This is a genomic window from Amycolatopsis echigonensis (assembly GCF_002846615.1).
Classification (GTDB): Bacteria; Actinomycetota; Actinomycetes; order Mycobacteriales; family Pseudonocardiaceae; genus Amycolatopsis; species Amycolatopsis echigonensis.
Genome location: NZ_PJMY01000003.1, coordinates 7,380,298 through 7,403,313 on the forward strand (window position 1 = coordinate 7,380,298; position 23,016 = coordinate 7,403,313).

General features: G+C 70.5%; 24 protein-coding genes and 1 pseudogene. 13 read left to right on the top strand and 12 right to left on the bottom strand.

What is annotated here, in order from left to right; all coding sequences use genetic code 11:
* Positions 1–16: 16 nt before the first annotated feature.
* Both ATK30_RS45210 and ATK30_RS39810 read right to left on the bottom strand, forming a co-directional pair.
* Positions 17–169: a hypothetical protein gene (locus tag ATK30_RS45210; protein WP_158242568.1), complete on the bottom strand. Its 153-nt coding sequence runs from the start codon at positions 167–169 to the stop codon at positions 17–19.
* 285 nt (positions 170–454) lie between these two features.
* Positions 455–1,366, bottom strand: a complete 912-nt coding sequence (locus tag ATK30_RS39810; protein ID WP_101439859.1) for a PAC2 family protein — start codon at positions 1,364–1,366, stop codon at positions 455–457.
* Between the two features lie 152 nt (positions 1,367–1,518).
* Between ATK30_RS39810 and ATK30_RS39815 the strand changes: the two genes are divergently transcribed.
* The 3 genes from ATK30_RS39815 to hisG all read left to right on the top strand — a co-directional run bounded on the left by ATK30_RS39815 (position 1,519) and on the right by hisG (position 3,414).
* Positions 1,519–2,205, top strand: coding sequence for an HAD family hydrolase (locus ATK30_RS39815; RefSeq protein ID WP_101439860.1), 687 nt, complete (start codon positions 1,519–1,521; stop codon positions 2,203–2,205).
* Positions 2,206–2,269: 64 nt separating this feature from the next.
* Complete coding sequence (locus ATK30_RS39820) at positions 2,270–2,533, top strand: phosphoribosyl-ATP diphosphatase (protein WP_033287726.1); 264 nt, start codon at positions 2,270–2,272, stop codon at positions 2,531–2,533.
* 35 nt (positions 2,534–2,568) lie between these two features.
* Positions 2,569–3,414 (top strand): ATP phosphoribosyltransferase, encoded by an 846-nt coding sequence (hisG, locus tag ATK30_RS39825; protein ID WP_101439861.1) that lies wholly within the window; start codon positions 2,569–2,571, stop codon positions 3,412–3,414.
* 65 nt (positions 3,415–3,479) lie between these two features.
* On the opposite strand, the gene ATK30_RS39830 is transcribed toward hisG, so the two are convergent.
* The 3 genes from ATK30_RS39830 to ATK30_RS39840 all read right to left on the bottom strand — a co-directional run bounded on the left by ATK30_RS39830 (position 3,480) and on the right by ATK30_RS39840 (position 6,159).
* Positions 3,480–4,415: a ParA family protein gene (locus tag ATK30_RS39830; RefSeq protein WP_101439862.1), complete on the bottom strand. Its 936-nt coding sequence runs from the start codon at positions 4,413–4,415 to the stop codon at positions 3,480–3,482.
* Between the two features lie 62 nt (positions 4,416–4,477).
* Positions 4,478–5,269, bottom strand: a complete 792-nt coding sequence (locus tag ATK30_RS39835; protein ID WP_101439863.1) for a thioesterase family protein — start codon at positions 5,267–5,269, stop codon at positions 4,478–4,480.
* Positions 5,269–6,159, bottom strand: coding sequence for a RecB family exonuclease (locus ATK30_RS39840; protein WP_101439864.1), 891 nt, complete (start codon positions 6,157–6,159; stop codon positions 5,269–5,271). The genes ATK30_RS39835 and ATK30_RS39840 overlap by 1 nt, the downstream gene beginning before the upstream one ends.
* Before the next feature lie 460 nt (positions 6,160–6,619).
* On the opposite strand from ATK30_RS39840, the gene ATK30_RS39845 reads away from it, so the two are divergent.
* Together ATK30_RS39845 and ATK30_RS39850 are read left to right on the top strand one after the other, a co-directional pair.
* Positions 6,620–7,774, top strand: a complete 1,155-nt coding sequence (locus ATK30_RS39845; protein WP_101439865.1) for a M50 family metallopeptidase — start codon at positions 6,620–6,622, stop codon at positions 7,772–7,774.
* A gap of 81 nt (positions 7,775–7,855) precedes the next feature.
* A complete protein-coding gene (locus ATK30_RS39850; RefSeq protein ID WP_101441316.1) occupies positions 7,856–8,686 on the top strand; it encodes a tRNA (adenine-N1)-methyltransferase in 831 nt (276 codons plus the stop codon).
* On the opposite strand, the gene ATK30_RS46655 is transcribed toward ATK30_RS39850, so the two are convergent.
* Both ATK30_RS46655 and ATK30_RS39860 read right to left on the bottom strand, forming a co-directional pair.
* Entirely contained in the window at positions 8,683–9,141 is a 459-nt protein-coding gene (locus ATK30_RS46655; RefSeq protein ID WP_101439866.1) for a hypothetical protein, read from the bottom strand. The two genes, ATK30_RS39850 and ATK30_RS46655, sit on opposite strands and share 4 nt — an antisense overlap.
* Positions 9,142–10,032 (bottom strand): hypothetical protein, encoded by an 891-nt coding sequence (locus tag ATK30_RS39860; RefSeq protein ID WP_101439867.1) that lies wholly within the window; start codon positions 10,030–10,032, stop codon positions 9,142–9,144.
* A 339-nt stretch (positions 10,033–10,371) separates the two neighbouring features.
* Between ATK30_RS39860 and arc the strand changes: the two genes are divergently transcribed.
* Entirely contained in the window at positions 10,372–12,174 is a 1,803-nt protein-coding gene (gene arc, locus ATK30_RS39865) for a proteasome ATPase (RefSeq protein ID WP_101439868.1), read from the top strand.
* Positions 12,175–12,229: 55 nt separating this feature from the next.
* Here arc and ATK30_RS39870 read toward each other — a convergent pair whose 3' ends face one another.
* A complete protein-coding gene (locus ATK30_RS39870) occupies positions 12,230–13,135 on the bottom strand; it encodes a DMT family transporter (protein ID WP_101439869.1) in 906 nt (301 codons plus the stop codon).
* A gap of 120 nt (positions 13,136–13,255) precedes the next feature.
* Between ATK30_RS39870 and ATK30_RS39875 the strand changes: the two genes are divergently transcribed.
* From ATK30_RS39875 to ATK30_RS39885, 3 genes are all read left to right on the top strand, one after another.
* A complete protein-coding gene (locus ATK30_RS39875) occupies positions 13,256–13,594 on the top strand; it encodes a hypothetical protein (protein ID WP_101439870.1) in 339 nt (112 codons plus the stop codon).
* A 95-nt stretch (positions 13,595–13,689) separates the two neighbouring features.
* Positions 13,690–14,613: an aldo/keto reductase gene (locus tag ATK30_RS39880; protein ID WP_101439871.1), complete on the top strand. Its 924-nt coding sequence runs from the start codon at positions 13,690–13,692 to the stop codon at positions 14,611–14,613.
* Between the two features lie 69 nt (positions 14,614–14,682).
* Positions 14,683–15,306: a hypothetical protein gene (locus ATK30_RS39885; protein WP_101439872.1), complete on the top strand. Its 624-nt coding sequence runs from the start codon at positions 14,683–14,685 to the stop codon at positions 15,304–15,306.
* 155 nt (positions 15,307–15,461) lie between these two features.
* Here the strand turns inward: ATK30_RS39885 and ATK30_RS39890 are convergent.
* Positions 15,462–15,980, bottom strand: a pseudogene (locus ATK30_RS39890) (NUDIX domain-containing protein).
* Between the two features lie 40 nt (positions 15,981–16,020).
* Between ATK30_RS39890 and dop the strand changes: the two are divergent.
* The 4 genes from dop (at position 16,021) to prcA (ending at position 19,692) form a co-directional block, all read left to right on the top strand.
* On the top strand, positions 16,021–17,523 hold the full coding sequence (gene dop, locus ATK30_RS39895; protein ID WP_101439873.1) for a depupylase/deamidase Dop: 1,503 nt from the start codon (positions 16,021–16,023) through the stop codon (positions 17,521–17,523).
* Positions 17,524–17,612: 89 nt separating this feature from the next.
* On the top strand, positions 17,613–17,807 hold the full coding sequence (locus ATK30_RS39900; protein ID WP_037806475.1) for a ubiquitin-like protein Pup: 195 nt from the start codon (positions 17,613–17,615) through the stop codon (positions 17,805–17,807).
* A gap of 141 nt (positions 17,808–17,948) precedes the next feature.
* Positions 17,949–18,812, top strand: a complete 864-nt coding sequence (gene prcB, locus ATK30_RS39905) for a proteasome subunit beta (RefSeq protein ID WP_101439874.1) — start codon at positions 17,949–17,951, stop codon at positions 18,810–18,812.
* 61 nt (positions 18,813–18,873) lie between these two features.
* The gene (gene prcA / locus ATK30_RS39910; RefSeq protein ID WP_101439875.1) at positions 18,874–19,692 is read left to right on the top strand and encodes a proteasome subunit alpha; all 819 of its coding nucleotides are present in this window, start codon (positions 18,874–18,876) and stop codon (positions 19,690–19,692) included.
* Positions 19,693–19,910: 218 nt separating this feature from the next.
* Here prcA and ATK30_RS39915 read toward each other — a convergent pair whose 3' ends face one another.
* The 3 genes from ATK30_RS39915 to ATK30_RS39925 form a co-directional block, all read right to left on the bottom strand.
* Positions 19,911–21,116 carry an RNA polymerase sigma factor gene (locus tag ATK30_RS39915; RefSeq protein WP_341867396.1) on the bottom strand — a complete coding sequence of 402 codons (1,206 nt, stop codon included), beginning with the start codon at positions 21,114–21,116 and terminating at the stop codon, positions 19,911–19,913.
* 22 nt (positions 21,117–21,138) lie between these two features.
* A complete protein-coding gene (locus ATK30_RS39920) occupies positions 21,139–21,489 on the bottom strand; it encodes a YciI family protein (RefSeq protein WP_101439877.1) in 351 nt (116 codons plus the stop codon).
* Positions 21,490–21,599: 110 nt separating this feature from the next.
* On the bottom strand, positions 21,600–22,835 hold the full coding sequence (locus ATK30_RS39925) for an alpha/beta hydrolase (protein WP_101439878.1): 1,236 nt from the start codon (positions 22,833–22,835) through the stop codon (positions 21,600–21,602).
* Positions 22,836–23,016: the final 181 nt, after the last annotated feature.

Sequence of the window (23,016 nt, forward strand, 5' to 3'; positions counted from 1 at the left end):
CGCGTCGTGGTGCGGATCAGTCGAACGAGAGCCGACAGGCCGTCACCGCGACCTCAGCGGGAACGTAGGCGCGGTGCAGGACCCAGTAACACTCCTCGAACGTGGCGGCGTCGCACGCGTCGTGTGCGAGCCAGGGCTCGATGGCGTACTCGCCCACCGCGTAGTCCATGCAGGCGCCGAAATCATCCGCCTTCACCGGTGAAACCGGTGCCGCCGACGCGGTCCGCCGCTAGTGCCTTGGCGAACATGCTCGTACCTCCTGGTCCGCGCGATGTCGCTCGCGCCGGACCAGTCAACGAGACGCGCTCGGCGAGGCACCAGAGCAGCACGGGGCGATCAGTCAACGGCGCAGGCGCCGTCATCCCGCCGGGCGGCTCGGATTACTGTTCGTAGTTCGGCGATCACGGTGCGTTCCCTCGCCCGTGCACCCGGGAACACGCCTGCCCCGAACCGGTCAGCGGAGGCCGAACCCGCCGTCCTGCCCGGGCCGGCGCCGCCGCAGGTACCGCTCGAACTCGGCGGCGATCTTGTCGCCGGAGACCTCTTCCATGGTGAAGTCGGTCTCGGCGTCGCCGCGTTCCTCGAGGCTGCGCACGTACTCGCTGATTTCCTCGTCCTCGTCGGCCATCTCGCTGACCGTCTGCTGCCACTCCTCGGCCTGCTCCGGCAGCGCGCCCAGCGGGATCTCGACGTCGAGCACGTCCTCGAGCTTGTGCAGCAGCGCCAGCGTGGCCTTGGGCGACGGCGGGTGCGACACGTAGTGCGGCACCGCGGCCCAGATCGAGACCGCCGGGATGCCGACCTGCACGCAGTAGTCCTGCAGGATCCCGACGATCCCGGTCGGGCCCTGGTAGTTGCTCACCTCGAGCCGGTACTTGCTCGCGGTGTCCTTGTCGTAGGCCGTCCCGGTGACCGGGACGGGGCGGGTGTGCGCGGTGTCGGCCAGCAGGGCGCCGAGCGCGATCACCATCGACACGTCCAGTTCCTGGACGTGCTCCACGATCTCCGCGCAGAACTTCCGCCAGCGCATGTTCGGCTCCGGGCCCTGCACCAGCACGAGGTCGCGGTCGAAGCCCTCGGGACGGCAGACCGACAACCGGGTGGTCGGCCATTCGACCCTCCGGGTGATGCCGTCGACCATCTTCACCGTGGGGCGGCTGACCTGGAAGTCGTAGTAGTCGTCCGGCTCGAGTTCGGCCAGCGGCGTCGCGTCCCAGGTGAGCTGGAGGTGTTCGATCGCCTGGCTGGCCGCGTCGCCCGCGTCGTTCCAGCCTTCGAAGGCCAGGATCATGATCGGGCGCTGGGCATCGGCGCGGTCCTGCTCCGGGTCGCCGGGCCGCGGGGTGTCGTCGACAGGCTCACTCACCTGACCAGCCTACGGCCTTCGCCACCTACGCTGCGCAGCGTGTCCGCCCCCGCGTGTCACGGAGCGGGTGTGGCCCCGCTCACGGCGGCCCGCGTGGGACGCTGGAGGCGAGCGCGCCCGGCCGGAGCGGGCGCACCGGACAAGGAGAAACTGTGACTGCACCGTCCACTTCGGACGGATTGGCGGCTGTCCTCTGGGACATGGACGGCACCCTCGTCGATTCCGAGAAACTGTGGGACGTCGCGCTGTACGAGGCCGCCGAGGCGCTCGGCGGCACGCTTCCGGAGGAAATCCGGATGACGCTCGTGGGGTCCAACATGGACGCCACCGCCACCGTGCTGCTGGAGCAGACCGGCCGCCCGGTCACGCCGGAAGCGGTCGCGGAAACGGGGGAGTGGATCCGCCGCCGCACCGCCGGGCTGTTCGACGACGCGCTGCCCTGGCGTCCGGGCGCACGCGAGGCGCTGGCCGCGGTCCGCGCGGCCGGGCTCAAATCCGCGCTGGTCACCTCCACCGAACGGGCGCTCACCGAACTCGCGCTCGACACGATCGGGCGGGAGTTCTTCGACGTCACGGTCTGCGGCGACGAGGTCGACGGCCAGAACAAACCCCTCCCGCGGCCCTATCTGAAGGCCGCCGAACTGCTCGGCGTGGCCCCGGCGCGGTGCGTCGCGGTCGAGGACTCGCCGCCGGGCGCGGAGTCGGCCGAGAGCGCCGGCTGCACGGTGCTCGTGGTGCCCAACGACGTGGCCGTCCCGGACGGTCCGCGCCGGGTGTTCCGCACGTCGCTGGCCGGGGTCGGCGTGCCCGAGCTGGCCGCGCTGCTGCCGTCGCTGTGAACTCGGCGGCTTCCGGGTCACCCGGAAGGACGCGGACGAGCGCGGGATGAAAGGATCCGGTCCCGTGAAGACCTTCGATGAGCTGTTCGCGGAGCTTGCCGAGCGCGCGCGTACCCGTCCCGACGGGTCCGGCACCGTCGCCGCACTGGACGCCGGAGTGCACGCCCAGGGCAAGAAGGTGCTCGAAGAGGCGGGCGAGGTGTGGATCGCCGCCGAGCACGAATCCGACGACCGGCTCGCGGAGGAGATCTCGCAACTGCTGTACCGGGTGCAGGTGCTCATGCTCGGCCGGGGGATCTCGGCCGAGGACGTGTACCGCTACCTGTGACGCGCTCGCGCACCGGAGACCGAGGAGAGACCGAAATGCTGCGTGTTGCCGTGCCGAACAAGGGAGCCCTCGCCGCCGCGTCGGCGGAGATGCTTTCCGAGGCGGGCTACCGCAAGCGACATGACGGCAAGGACCTGACCGTGCTCGACCCGGTCAACGAGGTCGAGTTCTTCTTCCTCCGGCCGAAGGACATCGCCATCTACGTCGGTTCCGGCGAGCTGGACCTCGGCATCACCGGCCGCGACCTCGCGCTCGACTCGGGGGCCCCGGTCGAAGAGGTGCTCGCGCTCGGGTTCGGGGCGTCGACGTTCCGGTACGCCGCCCCCGCCGGACGGGACTGGAAACCGGCCGACCTGCAGGGAAAGCGGCTCGCGACGTCCTACCCGCGGCTGGTCCGCGACGATCTCGCGCGGCACGGGGTCGAGGCGGAGGTGATCCGGCTCGACGGCGCGGTGGAGATCTCGATCCAGCTCGGCGTGGCGGACGCGATCGCGGACGTCGTCGAGTCCGGACGGTCGTTGCGGCAGCACAATCTGGTGGCGTTCGGGGATCCGATCTGCGCGTCCGAGGCGGTGTTGCTGCAGCGGGCCGGGAGCGACGGGTCGCGGGCCAAATCGCAGCTGGCGGCTCGGCTGCAGGGCGTGGTTTTCGCGCAGCACTACATGATGCTGGACTACGACTGCCCGCGGGAGATCCTCGACCAGGCCATTTCGATCACTCCGGGGCTGGAGTCGCCGACGGTGGCGCCGCTCGCGGACGAGAAATGGGTCGCGGTGCGGGCGATGGTGCCGCGCAAGGAAGTCAACCGGATCATGGACGAGCTGGCCGAAACGGGCGCCAAAGCGGTGCTGGCCTCGGACATCCGCTCGTGCCGGTTGTAGAAAACTCTTGAGCAGAGGGCGTCTTATCTTCGGGGAGACGCCCTCTGTCGCATGTGGACGGTGCGTCAGCGCGGGCGGTTCGGGCGTTTCGGCATCAGGTCGTACAGCTTCTTGCGCGCGCCGTTGTCGTTGACGTTCCGGGCGACCGCGACCTCGGAGATGAAGTCCTCGAAGACGAACTCGTCGTCGGCGGGAACCTCGGTGGGGCCCGGATTCTGCGCGAGGTAGCCGTCGAGAGTTTCGGCGATCTCCCGGAACGACACGGCCTGGATCGTCTCCGGCGCGAACGTCGTCACCGGGACGCCGTGCGCGGCCGCTTCGTTCATCACCACGCCCAGCGGGACGTGCGAGAGCATCGGCACGCCGAAGGAGTACATCTCCTGCAGCGCTGCCGCGGCGTAGTGCGAGATCGGGCGGCGGTACAGGCCGGGAACGATGCCGAACCAGGCGATCGGGGAGCGGCCGGTGGTCTGCTCCACGTACCGGACCTGCTCCGACAGCAGGCGCAGCGCGCGGATGCTCGTCTTGTCCGGCTGGACCGGCACCAGGATGCCGTGCGACGCCGCCAGCGCGTTGTTCGTCAGCACGTCCTGGGCGGGCGGGCAGTCGATGATCACATGGTCGTAGTGCGCGAACTGGATCACCCGCGCCAGCTGCCAGCCGGGCACCCGGAACTGGTCCAGCCTGCGGATCAGGTCGAACATCCCCGGCGACGTCGGGATCACGTCGAACGCTCCGCCCCGGCCCAGGTTGCTGCGCGGATGCGGCACGGCCAGCTGCTCGATCGGGCCCTTCCACAGCTTCGTCAGCGCCTTCGCCAGGCTCGGCGCGTCCGCCGGGACCTCGTCCATGCCGAGCATCTCGGTCGTCGCGTGCCCCTGCGGGTCGAGGTCGACGAGCAGCACCCGCCTGCCGCGTTCGGCGAGGGCCGCCGCCGCGCCCACGCTCAGCGAGGTTTTGCCCACCCCGCCCTTCTGGTTGACCACCGAGGTGATCTGCATGCCGGAGCGCTCCCTTGTCGATCGTTCCGCGAAGGCTATCGGACTCGCGCGCGCCAGGGCGCTCATCCGCCCCCGGCCTGTCGCGGACGCACCAGCAAAGCCTGCGCGCCGGTGCCGACCGGACCGGAACGATCGTGCAGCGTACTGGTCGCGCTGCCGATCCCGTGCGGCCCGACCAGCGTGACCGCGTCGAGCCCGATCCACTCGCCCTCGGGGATCCGGCGCAGGTGCACGGTGAGTTCCGAGTTGATGAACCACCACTCCGCCGCTGGAAGGAAGTGCGACACCCCGTTCCCGGAGTCCGCGATGGCGAACAGCCGTTGCAGGCCCGTCGGTTCCTCGCCGTCGACCAGCGGATACCGCTGCCGCGCCCACACCGCGGCCGGGCCCGGCGCGGAAATCGAGCCGCGGACCGAACGCCACTCGATCGCGTGCAGGTAACCGCCCTGCCAGTCGTCCGGGAAAGCCGCCTCGCTCCCCGCCTCGGCCGCGGGCAGCAGCGGACCGCCGTCGGTGGCGATCTCGGCGGTGTCGGACGTCGCGATCCGCCACCCCGACGCCCGCGCGACCGTCCGCCCGTTCGCGGACAGCTCGGACTGGACCAATTCCACCGTCCGGCCCGGCCGCTCGATCCACGACCGCTGCTCCAGCTCGCCCACCGGAGCCGGGCCGAGGATCTCGACCGTGACCCGGGCCAGCTGCGCCGGATGCTTCGCCTCCAGCCGCTCGAGCCCGCGCACGAGCAACGCCGACGGAGGGCCGAAATGCTGCGCTCCCGGGCTCCACGGGCCGCTGGTGTGCTCAGTCGCCTCGTAGCGGTCGCCGCCGAGCGGGAGGAAGAACGCGTCGCCCATCAGTCGGCCCGGTCCAGGGCCGTCTCCTCGCCCGGATCCGGCTCGGGCCAGCCCGGATACTCCGGCGGCGTCCCGCCGAACTCCGGGCAATGCGCCTGGTGATCGCACCACGAGCACAGCTTGCCCTTGTTGGGCCGGAAATCGCCGGTCTTGCCGGCCTTCAGGATCGCCTGCCAGATCGCTTCCAGCGTGCGCTCGAACCGGACCAGCTCCGCCTCGTCCGGCGTGTAGGCCAGCGACTGGCCGTCCGTGAGATACATCAGCTTCAGCTGGCGCGGCACGACCCCGCGCAACCGCCACAGCACCAGCGCGTAGAACTTCATCTGGAACAGCGCTTTGGCCTCGCCGATTTCCCGCGGGGCGGCACCGGTTTTGTAGTCCACCACGCGGATCTCGCCCGTCGGCGCGACATCCACCCGGTCGATGTACCCGCGCAGCAGCACGCCCGAGCCCAGCTCGATCTCCACGTGCAGCTCGCACGCCTCCGGCTCCAGCCGGCGCGGATCCTCCAGCTCGAAATACGCATCGAGCAGCTTTTCGGCCGAGGCCAGCCACTTGTCGGCCTCCCCGGGTTCGCCGTCCGCGAACAGCTCCGTCCATTCCGGACTCTCGGCGGACAGCTCCGACCACGTCGGCGCGAGCAGCTCCTTGGCCCGCGGAGCGACCCGTTCGGAGGCGGGGAGAGCGAAAAGCCGCTCCAGAACCGCGTGGACGAGCGTGCCGCGCAGCTGCGCCCGGGTGGGCACCTCCGGCAGCCGATCGACCGCGCGGAACCGGTAGAGAAGCGGGCACTGCTTGAAGTCGCTCGCCCGGGACGGCGACAGCGCGGGCCGCCTCCGGGCCGGCGCGTCGCCCTCGGGAGGAGTGGTGACCGTGGCGGTGTCGGACATGGCCAGAGCGTAACCCTGGGGTACGACAATTGTGTTTGCCCCGCCTTCGGCGGGGCGGGCGGGATCGCCTTCAAGTCGGCGTGCCGGGGAACAGCGCGCCCGGCCCGGGGGGCCGTGCACGCTGTTCCCCGGCACGCCGACGCGATCCCGCGGTGGGGTCGGGTTGGGAGTGGATGGCTGGGGTGGGGGGGGCTGGCGAAGTGTTCTGGCGCGGCGGGTTCCGGGAGAGGCCGGGAGAGGGTTGCGTTGGCGAAGGGGGAGGAGGTCGTCCGGCCGTGCGCGCCGTGATCTGCTGGTTCCGGTTGGGTGCGTGAAGGGGTTTTTCGAGGAAAGCTGATTCTCTCGAGCAGTCGGCCACTGCGTTCGGGCCGGGCCGGGCGGCCGGGGGCGAGACCGACACCACCCGTCCGGGGAGACCGGGTCACCGGCTTCCCACACACCGCCCCCTACTCTGTCCCGCATGGCCGCGACCAGTCAGCACGGCGCCGGGCCCGCTCGGCGCGCCGGCGGGGACGGCGGCCTGCTGCTGTTCCGCGTCGGCGGGGTGCCCGTTGTGCTCGCCCCGTCGTGGTGGATCGGGTCGCTGATCATCGTGGTGCTCTACGCGCCGCTGGTCGGGCGGCTCCTGCCGGACGTTTCGACGCCGACCGCCTGGCTGCTCGCCGCCGCGTTCGCGGTGCTGCTCGGGCTTTCCGTGCTCGCGCACGAACTGGGGCACTGTCTCGTCGCGCTGCGGCTGGGGATCCCGGTACGGCGGCTGCGGCTTTTCCTCCTCGGCGGACTGTCCGAAGTGGCCCGAACGCCGCGGCGCCCGGGTCAGGAAGGGCTCGTCGCCGCGGCGGGGCCCGCGGTTTCGCTGGTGCTGGGCGGCTTCTGCTCGCTGCTGCTGTTCGCGGTGCCGCCGGACGGTGCGGTGTGGCTGCTGGTCGCCGAGTGCGCGGTGGCCAACTTCGCGGTCGGGTTGTTCAACCTGCTGCCGGGCTTGCCGCTGGACGGCGGACGGCTCGTGCGCGCCGGGGTCTGGGCGATGACCGGGTTGCGGGCCAAGGGGACCCGGGCCGCGGTCGCCGGCGGCGCGCTGGTCGCGACCGGGCTGATCGTCTGGGCGCTGCTGGGCTTGGCGATGCAGAGCCCGGACCGTTGGCTGCGGCTCGGCGTGTGCGTCGTGACGGCGTGGTTCGTGATTCTCGGCGCGCGCTCCGAACTGGCGGCGGAAGCGCGGCGCGGCTGGCCCGCCGGGCTGGAACTGTCCGATTTGGTGCGTCCGGTGCTGCAGCTGCCCGCTGAAAGCCCGGTGTCCGACGCGTTGGCGGCAGCAGCGGGACGCGGTGTCGTGCTGGTGCGCGCGGACGGGGTCGCGGCGGGATTGCTGGACGAGCAAGCCGCGCAACACCTGGCGAGCGTCAGTCCGCACGCGCCCGCCGAACAGGCCGCCGAGCCGATCCGCGCGGAAACTGTGTTGCTGGCGTCGGAACCGGGCGAGGAGATCGCCGAGCGCGTGCGCGAGACGCCTGCCTGGCAGTTCCTCGTGGTCGACGACGAAGGCCGTCCCGCGGGCGTCTTGCGCCGCGAGGACCTGCGGACCGCGCTGATGCAGGGCCGTCGCGCCCAGTGAGGGGCACCCGCGCACGACGTGCGCGGGACGACCTGCGAGGATTCGACGTCGGCGTTCCGGGTTTCGCAGTGGAGGAAGAAGTTGTCGGTCAGCGGACCGTTTCGTGCAGGTGACCGGGTTCAGCTGACGGACTCGAAAGGCAGGCACTACACCCTCACGCTCGCCGACGGCGGCGAGTACCACACGCACCGCGGCGCGCTCGCGCACGACGACCTCATCGGCCGTCCCGAGGGCAGTGTGGTCACTTCGGCCGGAGGCAGCACGTATCTCGCGCTGCGGCCGCTTCTGCCGGACTACGTCCTGTCGATGCCGCGCGGCGCCCAGGTGATCTATCCGAAGGATGCCGCGCAGATCGTGATGTGGGGCGACATCTTCCCGGGCGCCCGCGTTCTCGAGGCCGGCGCCGGTTCGGGCGCGCTGACGTGCTCGCTGCTGCGCGCGGTCGGTCCGGCGGGACACGTGTTCTCCTACGAGATCCGCGACGACCACGCGGAGCACGCCGAGCGGAACGTCGTGAAGTTCTTCGGCGAGAAGCCGGACAACTGGACGCTCACCGTCGCCGACCTGGCCACGCACGCCGGCGAGGTCGACCGGGTCGTGCTGGACATGCTCGCGCCGTGGGACCAGCTGCCCAACGTCGCCGAGCATCTGGTTCCCGGCGGGGTCCTGACCGTGTACGTCGCCACCGTCACCCAGCTGTCGCGCGTCACCGAATCGCTGCGGGAACAGCAGTGCTGGACCGAGCCGGAGTCGTGGGAGACGCTGATGCGGCCCTGGCACGTCGTCGGCCTCGCGGTGCGGCCGGACCACCGGATGGTCGCGCACACCGCTTTCCTGCTCACTGCCCGTCGTCTCGCGGACGGCACAGTGTCGCCGCGCGTTTCACGACGGCCCAGCAAGGGCAAAGGCTAATCAGGGACGCACCATCGGCCGTTCTCGCGCCGCAGCGGGAACGGTGTCTCCTTGTGCCCGCCGGTGCCTTCGACCCGGACGGTCACGGTGGCGTCGTCGCCCGCGATCGCCGGTGATCCGGCGAGTGAGACGCGAAGCGGCCCCGCGGCGTCCCATTTGGCCTGGAGTTCCTTCAGCGCCGCAGCAGTTTGCGGTTTGCAAGTGAGGGTGCCGAATTCGGCCGAGTCGGCGCGCGTGATCGCGTCGACGAGAGTGCGCGCCAGCGTCGCGACCGCGGCCTGATCCGCCGCGGGCGCGGGACTCCACGACGTGCTGCTTCGCGGTGAAGGCGGGGGAGCGGGCGGTTCCGAGGAGGGACGCGCGGGCCCCGGGAGGCCGATCGAGACCAGGCCGAGGACGCCGCCCGCGACAACGACCGCGAGCAGGCCGAGTGCCGTGCCGAGCCGGCGTCTCACCTAGTGGTCCGTGCTGACCTTCCCGAGGCACCAGGCCCCGCCCTGGCGCAGGGCGGTGAGGGTGCCGTCGGCGGTCTTGCTGGCCATGGTGACGTGGTACTTCACCGTGGCCTGGTCGCCGTTCTCCTGCGGGCTGCTGGTGAGCTCGAAGTGGATGCCCGAGGGCATCTTCTCGGTCGGCTTCTGGCCGTTGGTGAGGCTGGTGCAGAGCATCGAGTACAGCCCGTCGGTATCGGAGCTGTTGTACGCCTCGGACGCGGCCTGGAACAGTTCGCCCGAGGTCGGCTTCGCCCCGGACGCGGCCGGGTAGTCGCCGCTGCCCGAACCCGAGGACGTCGGGGACGACGACGAACTGCCGCTCGGCCCGCCGGACTGCGGGCCCGCGGCCGGAGCCGAGGACGACGCCGGGGCGGCGGTCTTGGTGTCCTTGCTGTCGCCGGTCAGCCAGATCACCAGGCCGGTCGCGCCGCCGAGCACGACCACCGCGCCGATCGCGAGGCCCACGATCAGGCCGGTCTTCTTCTTTTTCGGCGGTTCCTCGCCGAACCCGCCGAACTGCCCGCCCGGCTGCTGCCCGAACGGCCCTCCGGGCTGTCCCGGCTGCCCGAACTGGCCAGGCTGCTGCCCGAACTGCCCGTACTGGTCCGGTTGCTGCCCGTACTGCTGGGGGCCGCCCGGCTGCTGGTATCCGCCCTGGTAGGGGCCGCCCTGGCCGGGCGTGCCGGGGCCGGGAGCGGAGGGGAATCCGCCGGACTGCGGCTGCCCGCCCTGGTTCCATCCGCCCTGCTGAGGCTGCCCGTACGGAGGCTGGCCGCCGGGCTGCTGCCCGTACGGGTTCGGCTGCTGTCCGCCCTGGTCCCAGCCGCCGGGCTGCTGCGGCGGATACGTCATCTCAGTTCCCCCTGCCGTGCTCGCGAAAGTGCGGGCCACGAGCAGAGCGTGGCCACCCGGGGATGCTAGCCAGCCGCGCGGGTTTCCGCGCAGCCAACCCGCAACTCGGGTTTGCCGGGCGCTGGGCGGGGCATCCTTACCGCGTTCAGTTCCGCGTTGCGGAAACCCGCGCGGAGCGGATTCCCGTCCGCGGCACCGAATCGGCCGCTTGCGCTGCGCTCGCGGCCGTGCTTCGCCGGAGGAAAAAGCGCGACGCGCCGGTCTTGTGATGCGGAAAGGCCTTTTCTTGTCGGTGATCGCCGGTACCGTGGAATGAAAAGCACTCCGAGGAGGTGCCCGATGCATCATGACCTTCCCGGAGGTCGGCGCGAGGAGGCCGACCCTTCAGCAACCGGCGGAGCAGGGCAGACACCAGAGGAACAAGCCCGGCAGATCCGTTTTCTCGAGGAAGAAGTGGCGCTGCTGCGCCGCAGGCTCACCGATTCTCCGCGACAGAACCGCGTTCTCGAACAACGTCTCGCCGAGGCGTCGGAACGGGTGAGTCAGCTCACCGAGCGGAACACGAAACTCGTCGAAACCCTGCGCGAGGCGCGGGGACAGCTGCTCGCCCTCCGCGAAGAGGTCGACCGGCTGGCCCAGCCGCCGAGCGGCTACGGGGTGTTCGTCGAGGCGTACGAGGACAACACGGTGGACGTCTACACCGCGGGGCGCAAGATGCGCGTCTCGGTGTCGCCCGCGGTGGAGGTCTCGTCGCTGCGGCGCGGGCAGGCGTTGCGGCTCAACGAGGCGCTCACGGTCGTCGAAGGCGGCGATTTCGAGCGCACCGGCGAGGTGTGCGCGCTGCGCGAGGTGCTCGCACCGGATGTCGAGGGCGGCAGCACGCGCGCTCTCGTGGTCGGGCACGCGGACGAGGAGCGGGTGGTCCTGCTGTCGGACCCGCTCGCCGAGCAGCCGCTCAAGCCGGGCGATTCGCTGCTGGTCGACTCGAAGGCGGGCTACGCCTACGAACGGGTGCCGAAGGCGGAGGTCGAGGACCTCGTGCTGGAGGAGGTCCCGGACGTCCGCTACGAGGACATCGGCGGCCTGACCCGGCAGATCGAGCAGATCCGCGACGCCGTGGAGCTGCCGTTCCTGCACGCGGACCTGTACGAGCAGTACCAGCTGCGCCCGCCGAAGGGCGTCCTGCTCTACGGCCCGCCGGGCTGCGGGAAGACGCTCATCGCGAAGGCGGTGGCGAACTCGCTGGCCAAGAAGGTGGCCGAGGCTCGCGGGGACAACGCGGACGGCAAGTCCTACTTCCTCAACATCAAGGGCCCGGAGCTGCTGAACAAGTTCGTCGGCGAGACCGAGCGGTCGATCCGGCTGATCTTCCAGCGGGCGCGCGAAAAGGCCTCCGAGGGCACCCCGGTGATCGTGTTCTTCGACGAGATGGACTCGATCTTCCGCACCCGCGGCTCGGGCGTGTCGTCCGACGTGGAGACGACGATCGTGCCGCAGCTGCTGTCGGAGATCGACGGCGTCGAGGGGCTGGAGAACGTCATCGTCATCGGCGCCTCCAACCGCGAGGACATGATCGACCCGGCGATCCTGCGGCCGGGCCGGCTCGACGTGAAGATCAAGATCGAGCGTCCGGACGCCGAGGGCGCGAAGGACATCTTCTCGAAGTACCTGGCCGAGGGCCTGCCGATCCACGCCGACGACCTGGCGGAGTTCGGCGGGGACCAGAAGGCCACGTTCGACGCGATGATCCAGCACACCGTCGAGCGCATGTACGAGGAGAGCGACGAGAACCGGTTCCTGGAGGTCACCTACGCCAACGGGGACAAGGAAGTCCTGTACTTCCGCGACTTCAACTCGGGCGCGATGATCCAGAACATCGTGGACCGGGCGAAGAAGTCGGCGATCAAGTCGGTGCTGGAGACCAAGCAGCCCGGCCTGCGCGTGCAGCACCTGCTGGACGCGATCGTCGACGAGTTCGCGGAGAACGAGGACCTGCCCAACACCACCAACCCGGACGACTGGGCCCGGATCTCCGGCAAGAAGGGCGAGCGGATCGTCTACATCCGCACGCTCGTCACCGGCAAGAACCAGGAATCGGGGCGGGCGATCGACACCGCCACGAACACCGGTCAGTACCTGTAACGCAGCGCGAGCACTGTGGGGCCGCCGGATCCCTCCGGCGGCCCCACAGGCCGTTTCAGACCCGTTCCAGGACTGGTTGCCGCGCCCGGGAAAGCCGTCCGTGCGAGGCGAGGATCCCGAGCACCACGAGGAGCGCGCCGACGGGCTCGTTCCAGTGCACCGGTTCGTCAAGTACCAGCACGCCGAGCAGAACTCCGACCACCGGAGTGAGGTAGGTCACAGAGGACGCGTTGGCGGCTCCCCAGGCGCTGGCGATGGCGGTGTTCCAGGTGTAGGCGACGCCGGTGCCGAGCACGCCGAGCGCCAGCATGGACAGGACGACGGCGAGGTTCAGGTGCACCGGCTGCGCCGCGATGACCGGCGTCGCGGCGAGCAGAATGACGGTGGCGAAACCGGTTTGCCCGAACGCGACGACGACCGGGTCGGGGTTGCGCGGCGACACGAACTTCCGCAGGTACACGAAAGCCAGGCCGTAGCAGGTGGTCGCGCCGAGGCAGGCGAGCTGGGCGAGGACTTCCTGGCTGAGGTCGATGCCGCGCCAGACGCCGACAAGCGTGAGCACGCCGGCGAACCCGATCAGCAGGCCGGCGGCTTTCGGCCGGGTCAGTCGCTCCGCGGGCAGCGCGGCCGCGGCGAACAGCATGGTCAGCAGGGGAGTGGTGGCGTTGAAGATGCTGGCGAGCCCGGACGCCACGTACTGCTCGGCCCACGAGTACAGCAGGAACGGGCCCACGCAGAACAGCAGCGAAACCACCGCGAGATGCGCCCACAACGCGGGATCGCGGGGGAGCGGCCGCCTGCGCAGCGCCAGAAACGCGCCGAGTGTCAACGCGCCCAGCGCGACCCGCGCCAGCGCCACCTGAGCCGGCGAGAGCCCTTCCAGGCCCACCTTGATGAACAGAAAACTCGCGCCCCACACGACGGCGAGCGCGACGAACCGGGCGGCGATGCCGAACCTCACTGAACCTCCGAAACGACCAGCGGACTGCTGCGGCCAGTCAACGTCCGCGCCACGCCCGGCGTCCAGCGGGTTTCGGTCACTGTGCCCGACGCCAGTGTATAACGCCCTATACTGCGCCGCGTGAGCACAGACAACGCCCGCCCGCGCCCGCCGATCACCGAGGCCGACGTCCTGGCCTGGCTCGAGACGACCGCCGCCGCCGTCCAAGCGGGGGAGCTCAACGCGAACGACCTCATCGACCTGCTGGGGGAGCTGCGCCGCGCTTCCGCGGCCTGCGCCGACGCCTCCGACTGGGCACTGCTCGCTGCCCGCGAGGAGGGAGCCAGCCTCCGCCAGATCGCCCCGGTCTTCGGCAAAGGCTACGTCCGGGCACCCGCCGCCCGCCTCGAGAAACTCCACCGCCAAGCCCAGAACTCCGGCCAATGGCTCGCCATCCTCCGGCACAAACAAAGTGTATAACGACCTATACATCTGGCGAATGAAGAACGTTTCAGCTCGTCTTGCCTCATCTGCCTGACCCATTCACAAAAATCGCCACAGACAAGGGGATCCCGATGGACCGCATCGCGGTGGGGCTGGCCGCGCTCGGCCGTCCGGCGTACATCAATCTCGGACGAGACTTGCCCGAAGTGCGGGATGTGCCGTCGATGCGAGCCGCGACGCACGAGGTGCTCGACGCCGCGTACGCAGCGGGAGTTCGCTGGGTCGACGTCGCGCGGTCCTACGGCCGTTCGGAGGAGTTCCTCGGCAGCTGGTTGGCCGCACGCGGACACCAGGACGTCTTCGTGTCCAGCAAGTGGGGTTACCGCTACGTGGGCGACTGGCGGCTCGACGCGGACGTCCACGAGGTCAAGGAACACACGCTGCCGCGGTTCCGCGAACAGTGGGCGCAGACGCAAGAACTTCTGGCGGGCCATGTGAACCTGTACCAGGTCCATTCGCTCACTGTGGACAGTCCACTTTTCACTGATCCGGCTCTGCTCGACGCGCTGGCCGGCCTTTCCTGCGACGGTATCGAGGTCGGGTTCTCCACCTCCGGGCCTGCGCAAGCGGACGTGGTGCGCCGGGCGTTCGAGCTGGAATCGGGCGGACAGCCGGTGTTCGCGTCGGTCCAGTCCACGTGGAACGTCTTCGAGCCTTCGGTCGGCCCGGCGCTGGCCGAAGCGAAAGCGGCCGGGAAACGGGTGCTGGTCAAGGAAACCCTCGCGAACGGTCGGCTCGTCGCGGAGGCTCCGGAGCCGCTGCGGCGGATCGCCGAGGCGCACGGCGTCGGCCCGGACGCGATCGCGGTGGCCGCGGTGCTCGGTCAGGAGTGGGCTCCGGTGGCGGTCCTGGGCCCGTCGAGCCCGGCGCAGCTCGCCGCGAACCTCGCCGCCGCGGAGGTCCGGCTGAGCGACGAAGACCGCGCTGCGCTGGGAGAACTCGCGGAGGACACGCGCGAGTACTGGACGCGTCGATCCCACCTCGGGTGGAGCTGAGCGGCTGCATTACCCTCGGGCGCAGCATGGCCCGGGGCGGACGGGCAACACTGAGCGCGGAGGGGCAACGTGCGTCGTCGGCAGGTGCCAGCAGTCGCTGTGCTGGTCGGGCTGGGGGCGCTGGCCGGGCTCGCCGGATGCGGCAACCGGCCCAACAATCTCGAGACCTATTACGACGATCCGGTTCCGGTGCCGGGCACGAGCGCTCCCGTGTCGCCGCCGGTTTCGCGCGCGGTCGACCCGCCGGCGGTTTCTTCCGCGGCGGCACCGGATCCGCAGCGTGCGTCGGCGGCTCTGCTGGCTGATGCGGACGTTGCCGAGGAGGGCGTGAAGCCGGGTTCGGGCCGGGTTTCGGGATGCCTGACCGGGTTGGCCGCGGGCGAGCGCAAGTCGGTGAGCTGGGTGTATCCGAGCGGTTCGGCGCTGACCCACGAGGTCACGGCGTACCCGGACCGGTCGGGCGAGGACATCGTGTCGGGTGCGCATTGCGCGGGTGCCGAGGTGCCATTGCCGCCGCAACCGGGGATCGCCGTGCAGCGGGCGTGGTGCGAGGGATCGACGTGCGCGGTGTTGGTGGCGAAGGGAAATCTCGTGTCGGCGCTGAGCGTCGCAGCGAGCACGCCAGCGCGGGCGCAAGACGCGGCGATGCGGCTGCTGCCGAAAATGGCGAACAAACTAACCGCTCAGCCCTAAACAGCCAGCCCCCACCTTCTTTCTTCGGACTGAACCGAAACGCGGGATCGCGTCGGCGGGTCGAGGAACAGCGTGCACGGCCCCCGGGCCGGGCGCGCTGTTCCTCGACCCGCCGACTTGAAGGCGATCCCGCCACGACGGCGGAGCCGGCGCCATCAAACACAGCGCCGGAACCATTCCTGGACGCCCTTTCGGCCGTCGGGGATGAAGGGCGGTTCGGGGTCAGGGTCGAAGACCCACGCGCGGAGTTCTTCCAGCGGGATCCAGCGTCCTTCGACGATTTCCTCGGGCTGGAGACGGACCGGGCCGTCCCAGCGGACCTCGAAGGCGAAGTTGTGGCAGCGGATCGTGCCGTCGTCGTAGATCTGGGTGAACAGCGGTTCCGGTTCCACTCCGTGGACACCGAGTTCTTCGGCGAGTTCGCGGCGCGCGCAGTCGGCCGGGGTTTCGCCCGCCGCGACGACGCCGCCCGCCCAGCAATCCCAGGTGGACGGGAAAATGTCCTTGTCCGGGGTGCGCAGGTGCACCTAAACGGACCGGCCGTCGCCCGATCGGACGAGGACGACGCCGGCGGCGTGCCAGAGCCCTTCGGCCCGCACCCGGGAGCGGAGCGCTTCGCCTACCGCGTGGCCTGCGTCGTCATAGAGGGCAACGAGTTCGTCACTGCCTGGCATGGGGGCATCGTCGCACGCGCCGAACCCGTAGGGTGGTGGCATGCGTCGGATCATGGGAACCGAAGTCGAGTACGGCATCGCCGTGCCCGGGGACGCCACGGCGAACCCGGTGCTGACCTCGACTCAGGTGGTGCTGGCCTACGCCGCGGCTGCGGACATCCCGAGGGCGCGCCGGGCGCGCTGGGACTACGAGGTGGAATCGCCGTTGCGCGACGCGCGCGGGTTCGACCTGACCGGGCCGGGCGGCCCTGGCCACGACCCGGACGTCGAGGACCTCGGCGCGGCGAACGTCATCCTCACCAACGGTGCGCGGCTGTACGTGGACCACGCGCATCCGGAGTACTCCGCGCCGGAGGTCACGAACGCGCGGGACGCGGTGATCTGGGACAAAGCGGGCGAGCGGGTGATGGAGGAGGCCGCGCTGAAGGCGGCCACCGTGCCGGGGCAGCCGCCGTTGCAGCTGTACAAGAACAACGTGGACGGCAAGGGCGCGAGCTACGGCACGCACGAGAACTACCTGATGCAGCGGTCGACGCCGTTCACCGCGGTGATCGGGGGACTGACGCCGTTCTTCGCGTCGCGGCAGGTGGTGTGCGGTTCCGGCCGGGTGGGGATCGGGCAGCAGAGCGAGGAGGCGGGTTTCCAGCTTTCGCAGCGCTCGGACTACATCGAGGTCGAGGTCGGGCTGGAGACCACGCTCAAGCGCGGGATCATCAACACGCGCGACGAGCCGCACGCGGACGCCGACAAGTACCGGCGGCTGCACGTGATCATCGGGGACGCGAACCTGGCGGAGTACTCGACGTATCTGAAGGTCGGGACGACGGCGCTGGTGCTGGACCTGATCGAGGCCGGGGTGCGGTTCGACGACCTGAAGCTGGACGAGCCGGTCCGGGCGGTGCACAAGATCAGCCACGACCCGACCTTGAAGACGAAGGTCGAGCTGGCGAACGGGAAGAAGTTCACCGGGCTGGACCTGCAGTTCGCCTATCACGAGCTGGCGGAGGCGAACCTCGAGCGCACGGGCGCGGACGAGGCGTCGAAGGAAGTGCTGCGGGTGTGGGGCGAGGTGCTGGACGCGCTGGCGCGGGATCCGCAGGAGTGCGCGGACCGGCTGGACTGGCCGGCGAAGCTGCGGCTGCTGGAGGGGTACCGGGAGCGGGACCAGCTGGCCTGGGGCGCGCCTCGGCTGCGGCTGGTGGACCTGCAGTATTCGGACGTGCGGCTGGGGAAGGGCCTGTACAACCGGCTGGTCACGCGGGGTTCGATGAAGCGGCTGGTCACCGAGGAGGAGGTGCAGGCGGCGATCACGAATCCGCCGTCGGACACGCGCGCCTACTTCCGGGGCCGGGCGCTGGAGAAGTACGCGTCGTCGATCGCGGCGGCGTCGTGGGATTCGGTGATTTTCGACGTGGGCCGGGAGTCGCTGGTGCGGATCCCGACGCTGGAGCCGTTGCGCGGGACGAAGGCGCACGTCGGGAAGCTGCTGGACGCGGCGGCGACGGCGGAGGAGCTGGTGGAGGCGATCACCGGTTCGGACTAGCGCGATCCCGGAGTTTCGGGCCGAGGGAAGGCCCTTTTCGTCGGTACCGCTGGGTAGGCTAGGGAACATCGGCCAGACCGGGAGGCGAGATGGCGCAGGAGAAGATCGAGAAGCACGGCGGCGGCGATTCCGACGAGGAGTTCGACGACGCCGGCGGGGCGGGCCAGGAACGGCGCGAGAAGCTCGGCGAGGACGTGGACACGATCCTCGACGAGATCGACGACGTGCTGGAGGAGAACGCCGAGGACTTCGTCCGCGCTTACGTGCAGAAGGGCGGCGAGTAGCCGCCCGCCCGTCGCAGCCGCCCCGGGTGCGGGGCGGTGCGGCGGGCGCGCGCTGGGCCGGAGGTTTCGTTCGGAGCCGCCGGGGGCAGGTTGGTGCCCGGCGGCACCGGGCACGGGATGAGATGGGAACCGAGAGCACGTATGGACAACACCTCCTCTGGGGCGGGTTTTTCCGGGCCCGGACTGCCGTCGGCTTACTTTTCGCCGACGTCGTCGTCGTTCGCGGATTTCGTGCGCGCGACCGCGCCGGAGCTGCTGCCCGCGCGGCGGGTGCCGGCGGGCGCGGCTGAGCTGGACGCGCCGCACGGCACCACGATCGTGGCCGTCGCGTTCGCCGGCGGGGTGCTGATCGCCGGCGACCGGCGGGCGACGTCGGGGAATCTGATCGCGAGCCGGGACATCGAGAAGGTGCACGTCACGGACGAGTACTCGGCGGTGGGCATCGCGGGGACCGCGGGGCTGGCCGTGGAGATGGTCCGGCTGTACGCGGTGGAGCTGGCGCATTACGAGAAGATCGAGGGCGTTTCGCTTTCGCTGGACGGCAAGACGAACAAGCTGGCCGGGATGGTGAAGGCGAACCTGGAGATGGCGATGGCGGGCCTGGCGGTCGTGCCGTTGTTCGTCGGGTACGACCTGGAGGCCGAGGACGCGAAGCACGCGGGCCGGATCGTGTCGTACGACGCGGCGGGCGGGCGGTACGAGGAGCACGCCGGGTACGCCAGCGTCGGTTCGGGTTCGCTGTTCGCGAAGTCGTCGCTGAAGAAGCTGTACGACCCGGACGCGGACGTCGACGCGGCGGTGCGGACGGCGCTGGAGGCGCTGTACGACGCGGCGGACGACGACACCGCGAGCGGCGGGCCGGACCTGGTGCGGCGGATTTTCCCGAACGTCATCACCATCACCGCGGAGGACGGCGCGGTGGTGCTGCCCGCGGAGCGGACGGGCGAGGTGGCCGAGGCGGTGGTGGCCGGGCGCGCGGAGCGCAATCACCACCGGCCGGTCTGAGGCCGCCGATGTCCGCTGAATCAATGACTGCCGAGTTTTCGGAGAACGTGGAGCCGACACCGTGACGATGCCGTTGTATGCCTCTCCCGAGCAGTTGATGCGGGAGCGTTCCGAGCTGGCGCGCAAGGGGATCGCGCGGGGCCGGAGCGTGGTGGTGCTGAAGTACGCGGGCGGCGTGCTGTTCGTGGCGGAGAATCCGTCGGCGACGCTGCACAAGGTTTCCGAGATCTACGACCGGATCGGGTTCGCCGCGGTGGGCCGGTATTCGGAGTTCGAGAACCTGCGGGTGGCGGGGATCCGGCACGCGGACCTGAAGGGCTACCAGTACGACCGCCGGGACGTGAGCGCGCGGGCGCTGGCGAACGCGTACGCGGCGACGCTGGGCAGCATTTTCACCGAACAGCTGAAGCCGTTCGAGGTCGAGGTGTGCGTGGCCGAGGTCGGGGCGACCGCGGCGGAGGACCAGCTGTACCGGTTGACGTTCGACGGGTCGATTTTCGACGAGTCGCCGTTCGTGGTGATGGGCGGGCAGACCGAGCCGATCAGCGCGAAGCTGAAGGACGTCGTGGACGCCGACCACGATCTGCGGACGGCGCTGGCGACGGCGATCGAGGGGTTGCGGGCGACCGCGACCTCGTCGAACGGGAACGGGTCGGCGGCCGAGGCGGAGATCAAGCTCGAGGTCGCGGTGCTGGACCGGGCGAGGCCGCGGCGGGCGTTCCGGCGGTTGTCGGGGGCGGCGCTGGAGGCGTTGCTGCCGGCGAAGGAGGAGTCCGCGGAGAAGCCGGACGATTCCGGCGAGGGCGATTCCGGCAAGGACTCGGACAAGGGCTCCGGCAAGGACTCCGACAAGGGCGAGGGTTCGTCCGAGAAGGAATGACGTGAGGGGCTGTGGGCCGTCGGCGAACTGTCGACGGCCCACAGTCGTGTTGCGGGGTACTGGCGTGGTGGCTCTGTGGCGTCGTCGGGTATCCGCGGGCGCAAGGGATTCCGATGCGGATGCGGGGTCTCCTGGTGGACGGCCGGTTCTGGTATCCGCGATGCCTTCGGCTGAAGTTCCGGGGTCCGGTTGGTTCCGCTAGGGGAGCGGGCACCGGTTCAGAGTGACTCCAGCCGCTGACGCAGATGCGCGCGTTCCGGTTCGGTTCCCGCGCTGGCCAACGCTTCCTGGTACGCCGCGGCTGCTTCGTCGTCGCGGCCGAGGCGGTGCAGGAGGTCTCCGCGAGCGGCGGCATACGGGTGGTAGCCCTGCAGCCGAGGGTCGTCGGCCAAGCCGTCCAAGAGTTTCAGCCCCGCTTCGGGTCCGTCGCGCATCGCGACCGCGGCCGCGCGGTTGAGCGCGACCACCGGAGTCGGGGTGAGCGTCAGCAGGATGTCGTACAGCGCGACGATCTGCGGCCAGTCGGTGCGGGCGACGTCCGGTGCTTCGGCGTGGAGCGCGGCGATCGCCGACTGCACCCCGTACGGTCCGGGCGGGCCTCCGGTGAGCGCGGTCGGCACCAGCGCACAGCCTTCGTCGATGAGCGCGGCGTCCCAGGAGGTCCGGTCCTGGTCTTCGAGCAGGACGAACTCGCCGTCCGGGCCGGTGCGGGCGGTGCGGCGGGCGTGGACGAGCAGCACCAGCGCCAGCAGTCCGGTGATCTCGCGTTCGTCCGGCAGCAGGCGGTGGAGGATCCGGGCCAGCCGGATGGCTTCCTCTGCCAGGTCCGGACGCTGGATGTCCGGGCCGGAACTGGCCGCGTAGCCCTCGGTGAACAGCGAATACAGCACCTGCAGCACGCCGGGCAGCCTGGCGCGCAGCTCGTCGCCGGCGGGTACGCGGAACGGGATGCGGTGGTCGCGGATCCGGTTTTTGGCCCGCACGATCCGCTTCGCCATCGTCGCGGTCGGCACGAGAAACGCCCGCGCCACCTCGGGCGTGGTGAGCCCGGCCAGACAGCGCAGCGTGAGCGCGAGCCGGTCCTCGGCGGCGAGCGCGGGATGGGCGCAGGTGAAGAACAGCTGGAGCCGGTCGTCGGGCAGGTCGCCGTCGGCCCCGGGCAGCGGGGGAGGGTCGGTGCGGTCGGATTCCGCTTGCAGGACAGCGAGTTTCGCCGCGTACGCCTGGTCCCGGCGGAGCCGGTCGACGGCCTTGCGGCGCGCGGTGGTCATCAGCCACGCGCCGGGTTTCGCCGGAACGCCGTCCACCGGCCAGTGCACCAGCGCGGCCTCCACCGCTTCGGCGGCGACTTCCTCGGCCAGGTCGAGATCCCCGAAGCGGCGGACGAGCGCGCCGAGCAGGCGGCCGTGCTCCTCGCGGAACACAGCCGCCACGGACGCTCGGGCGTCAGGCACCGAAGTCGGCGATCGGGCGGACCACCACCGAACCGTCGCGGGAGCCGGGGCAGCGCGCGGCCCAGTCGAGCGCCGCGTCGAGGTCCGGCACGTCCAGCACGTAGAACCCGCCGAGCAGTTCGCGGGTCTCGGCGAACGGGCCGTCGGTCGTGATCGAACGCTCGCCGTCCGGGCCCACCCGCACTTTGGTCGCGGTCACGAGATCGGCGAGCGATTCCCCGCTGACGTAGACCCCCGCGTCGCGGACTTCCTTGTCGTAGGCCAGCCAGTCGGCGGGCTCGCAGCCGGCCGCGCCGCCCTGCTCGGTGGCCGCCGAGGCGTGGATCAGCAGCAGGTACTTCATGGTCGGGCTCCTTCGTCGGTCAGGGCGGCCGGAGTGCCGCACTGACCTCACCACGAACGGCGCCCGCCCGGATGGACAGCGCCCGGAAGATATTTTTCCGGACGATCCGCTCAGGAGGCGGCAGGCGCGGTGCGGAAGTTCTGATCGGCGAAGGCGAGCATGTAGGGGAGCGTCGCGCGGGCGGTGTGCCACGTGTGGTTGAACCCGCGTTCGGCGTGCACCACGACCTCCTGGCCGCGCCGCTGCAGCGACGCGGCGATGCGGTGCGCGGTCGCGACGTCGGTGGGCGCGCCGGTGCCTACGGTGAGCATCACGGCGATCTTCTGCGGGAACGGCATGGTTGGGATGTAGCGGCGCGGGGTGTTCGCCGCGATCGCCGCCTGGTTGCCGCCGAGGACGCCGACCGAGTCGTTCAGGTCGTCGTACGGCAGCGAAATCAGCAGGGTGCCGAACTCGTCGAGGTGGTGCAGCCCGATGTTCAGCGCGCCGAAGCCGCCGCCGGACATGCCGCCGAGCGCGCGGTGGCCGCGGTCGGCGTACGTGCGGTAGTGCTGGTCGACCGACGGCACGATGCTGCCGGCGAGATACGTCTCCAGCTGCGGCCCGCCCGGGACGTTGAGGCATTCCCAGTCGGTGCTCGGCCGGTTGGCGGTGAGGTCGACGCTCACGATGATCATCGGCTGGATCACGTGCGCGTCCTCGAGGCTCTTCAGCGTCTGCGGCGCGGAACCGGAGGTGAGCCAGTCGCGCGGCCCGCCGTAGGGGTAGCCGTGGATGAGGTAGACGACCGGATAGCGCTTGGCCGCGTTCGCCGGGTCGTGGTAGCCGGCCGGGAGGATCACGTAGTTCTCGCCGTTCGACACGCCGTGCGCCGGGTCGGGCACGTTCAGCACCTCGATGCTGCCGTTGGCGCTGGGCTGGGCCGCGGGACGGCCGGCGGAGGGGGAGCTGCCGCTGCTGCCGCCGGTGGAGCTGTCGGCGGCGCTGATGTCCGAGCCTTCGGCCGGATCGTCGCTGGTGCCGCGCAGCAGGGTGCCCGCCACGTTCATCACGCCGCCCCCGCGCTGCAGGAGCCTGCCGAGGTCGCTGGGAGTGCGGACGTAGCCGACGTAGCTGTTCACCGCGGTGACCGCGGCGATCAGGAACAGCGCGATCGCACCGCTGATGCCCCAGCGGCGCACGCGGCGGCGATGCGCGAGCGCGATGGTGACGGCGAGGACCGCCGCGGCGGCCCCAGCGAACGCGAGCCACAGCAAAGGGGATTCGAGCGGACCGATGTCCCTCGCCTGGGAGGTGACCGACGGGGGCAGGACCGGGTCGACAGCCTGCGGAAGCATCCTCGTCATCCGCGGCCTGCCGGACCCGGGCAGCTGTGACCGCGGAAGGAAAAACGCACTGAGAAAACCCCTGCCGTGAACTGGTGCGGACAGGGCTGTCCGCACCTCGAAGATCACGCTAGGGAGGGCTCGCTGTGGATTCGTTGAGAAAAGATAAAGAAACGGTCAAGGTTTGCCGTTGACGCGGCCA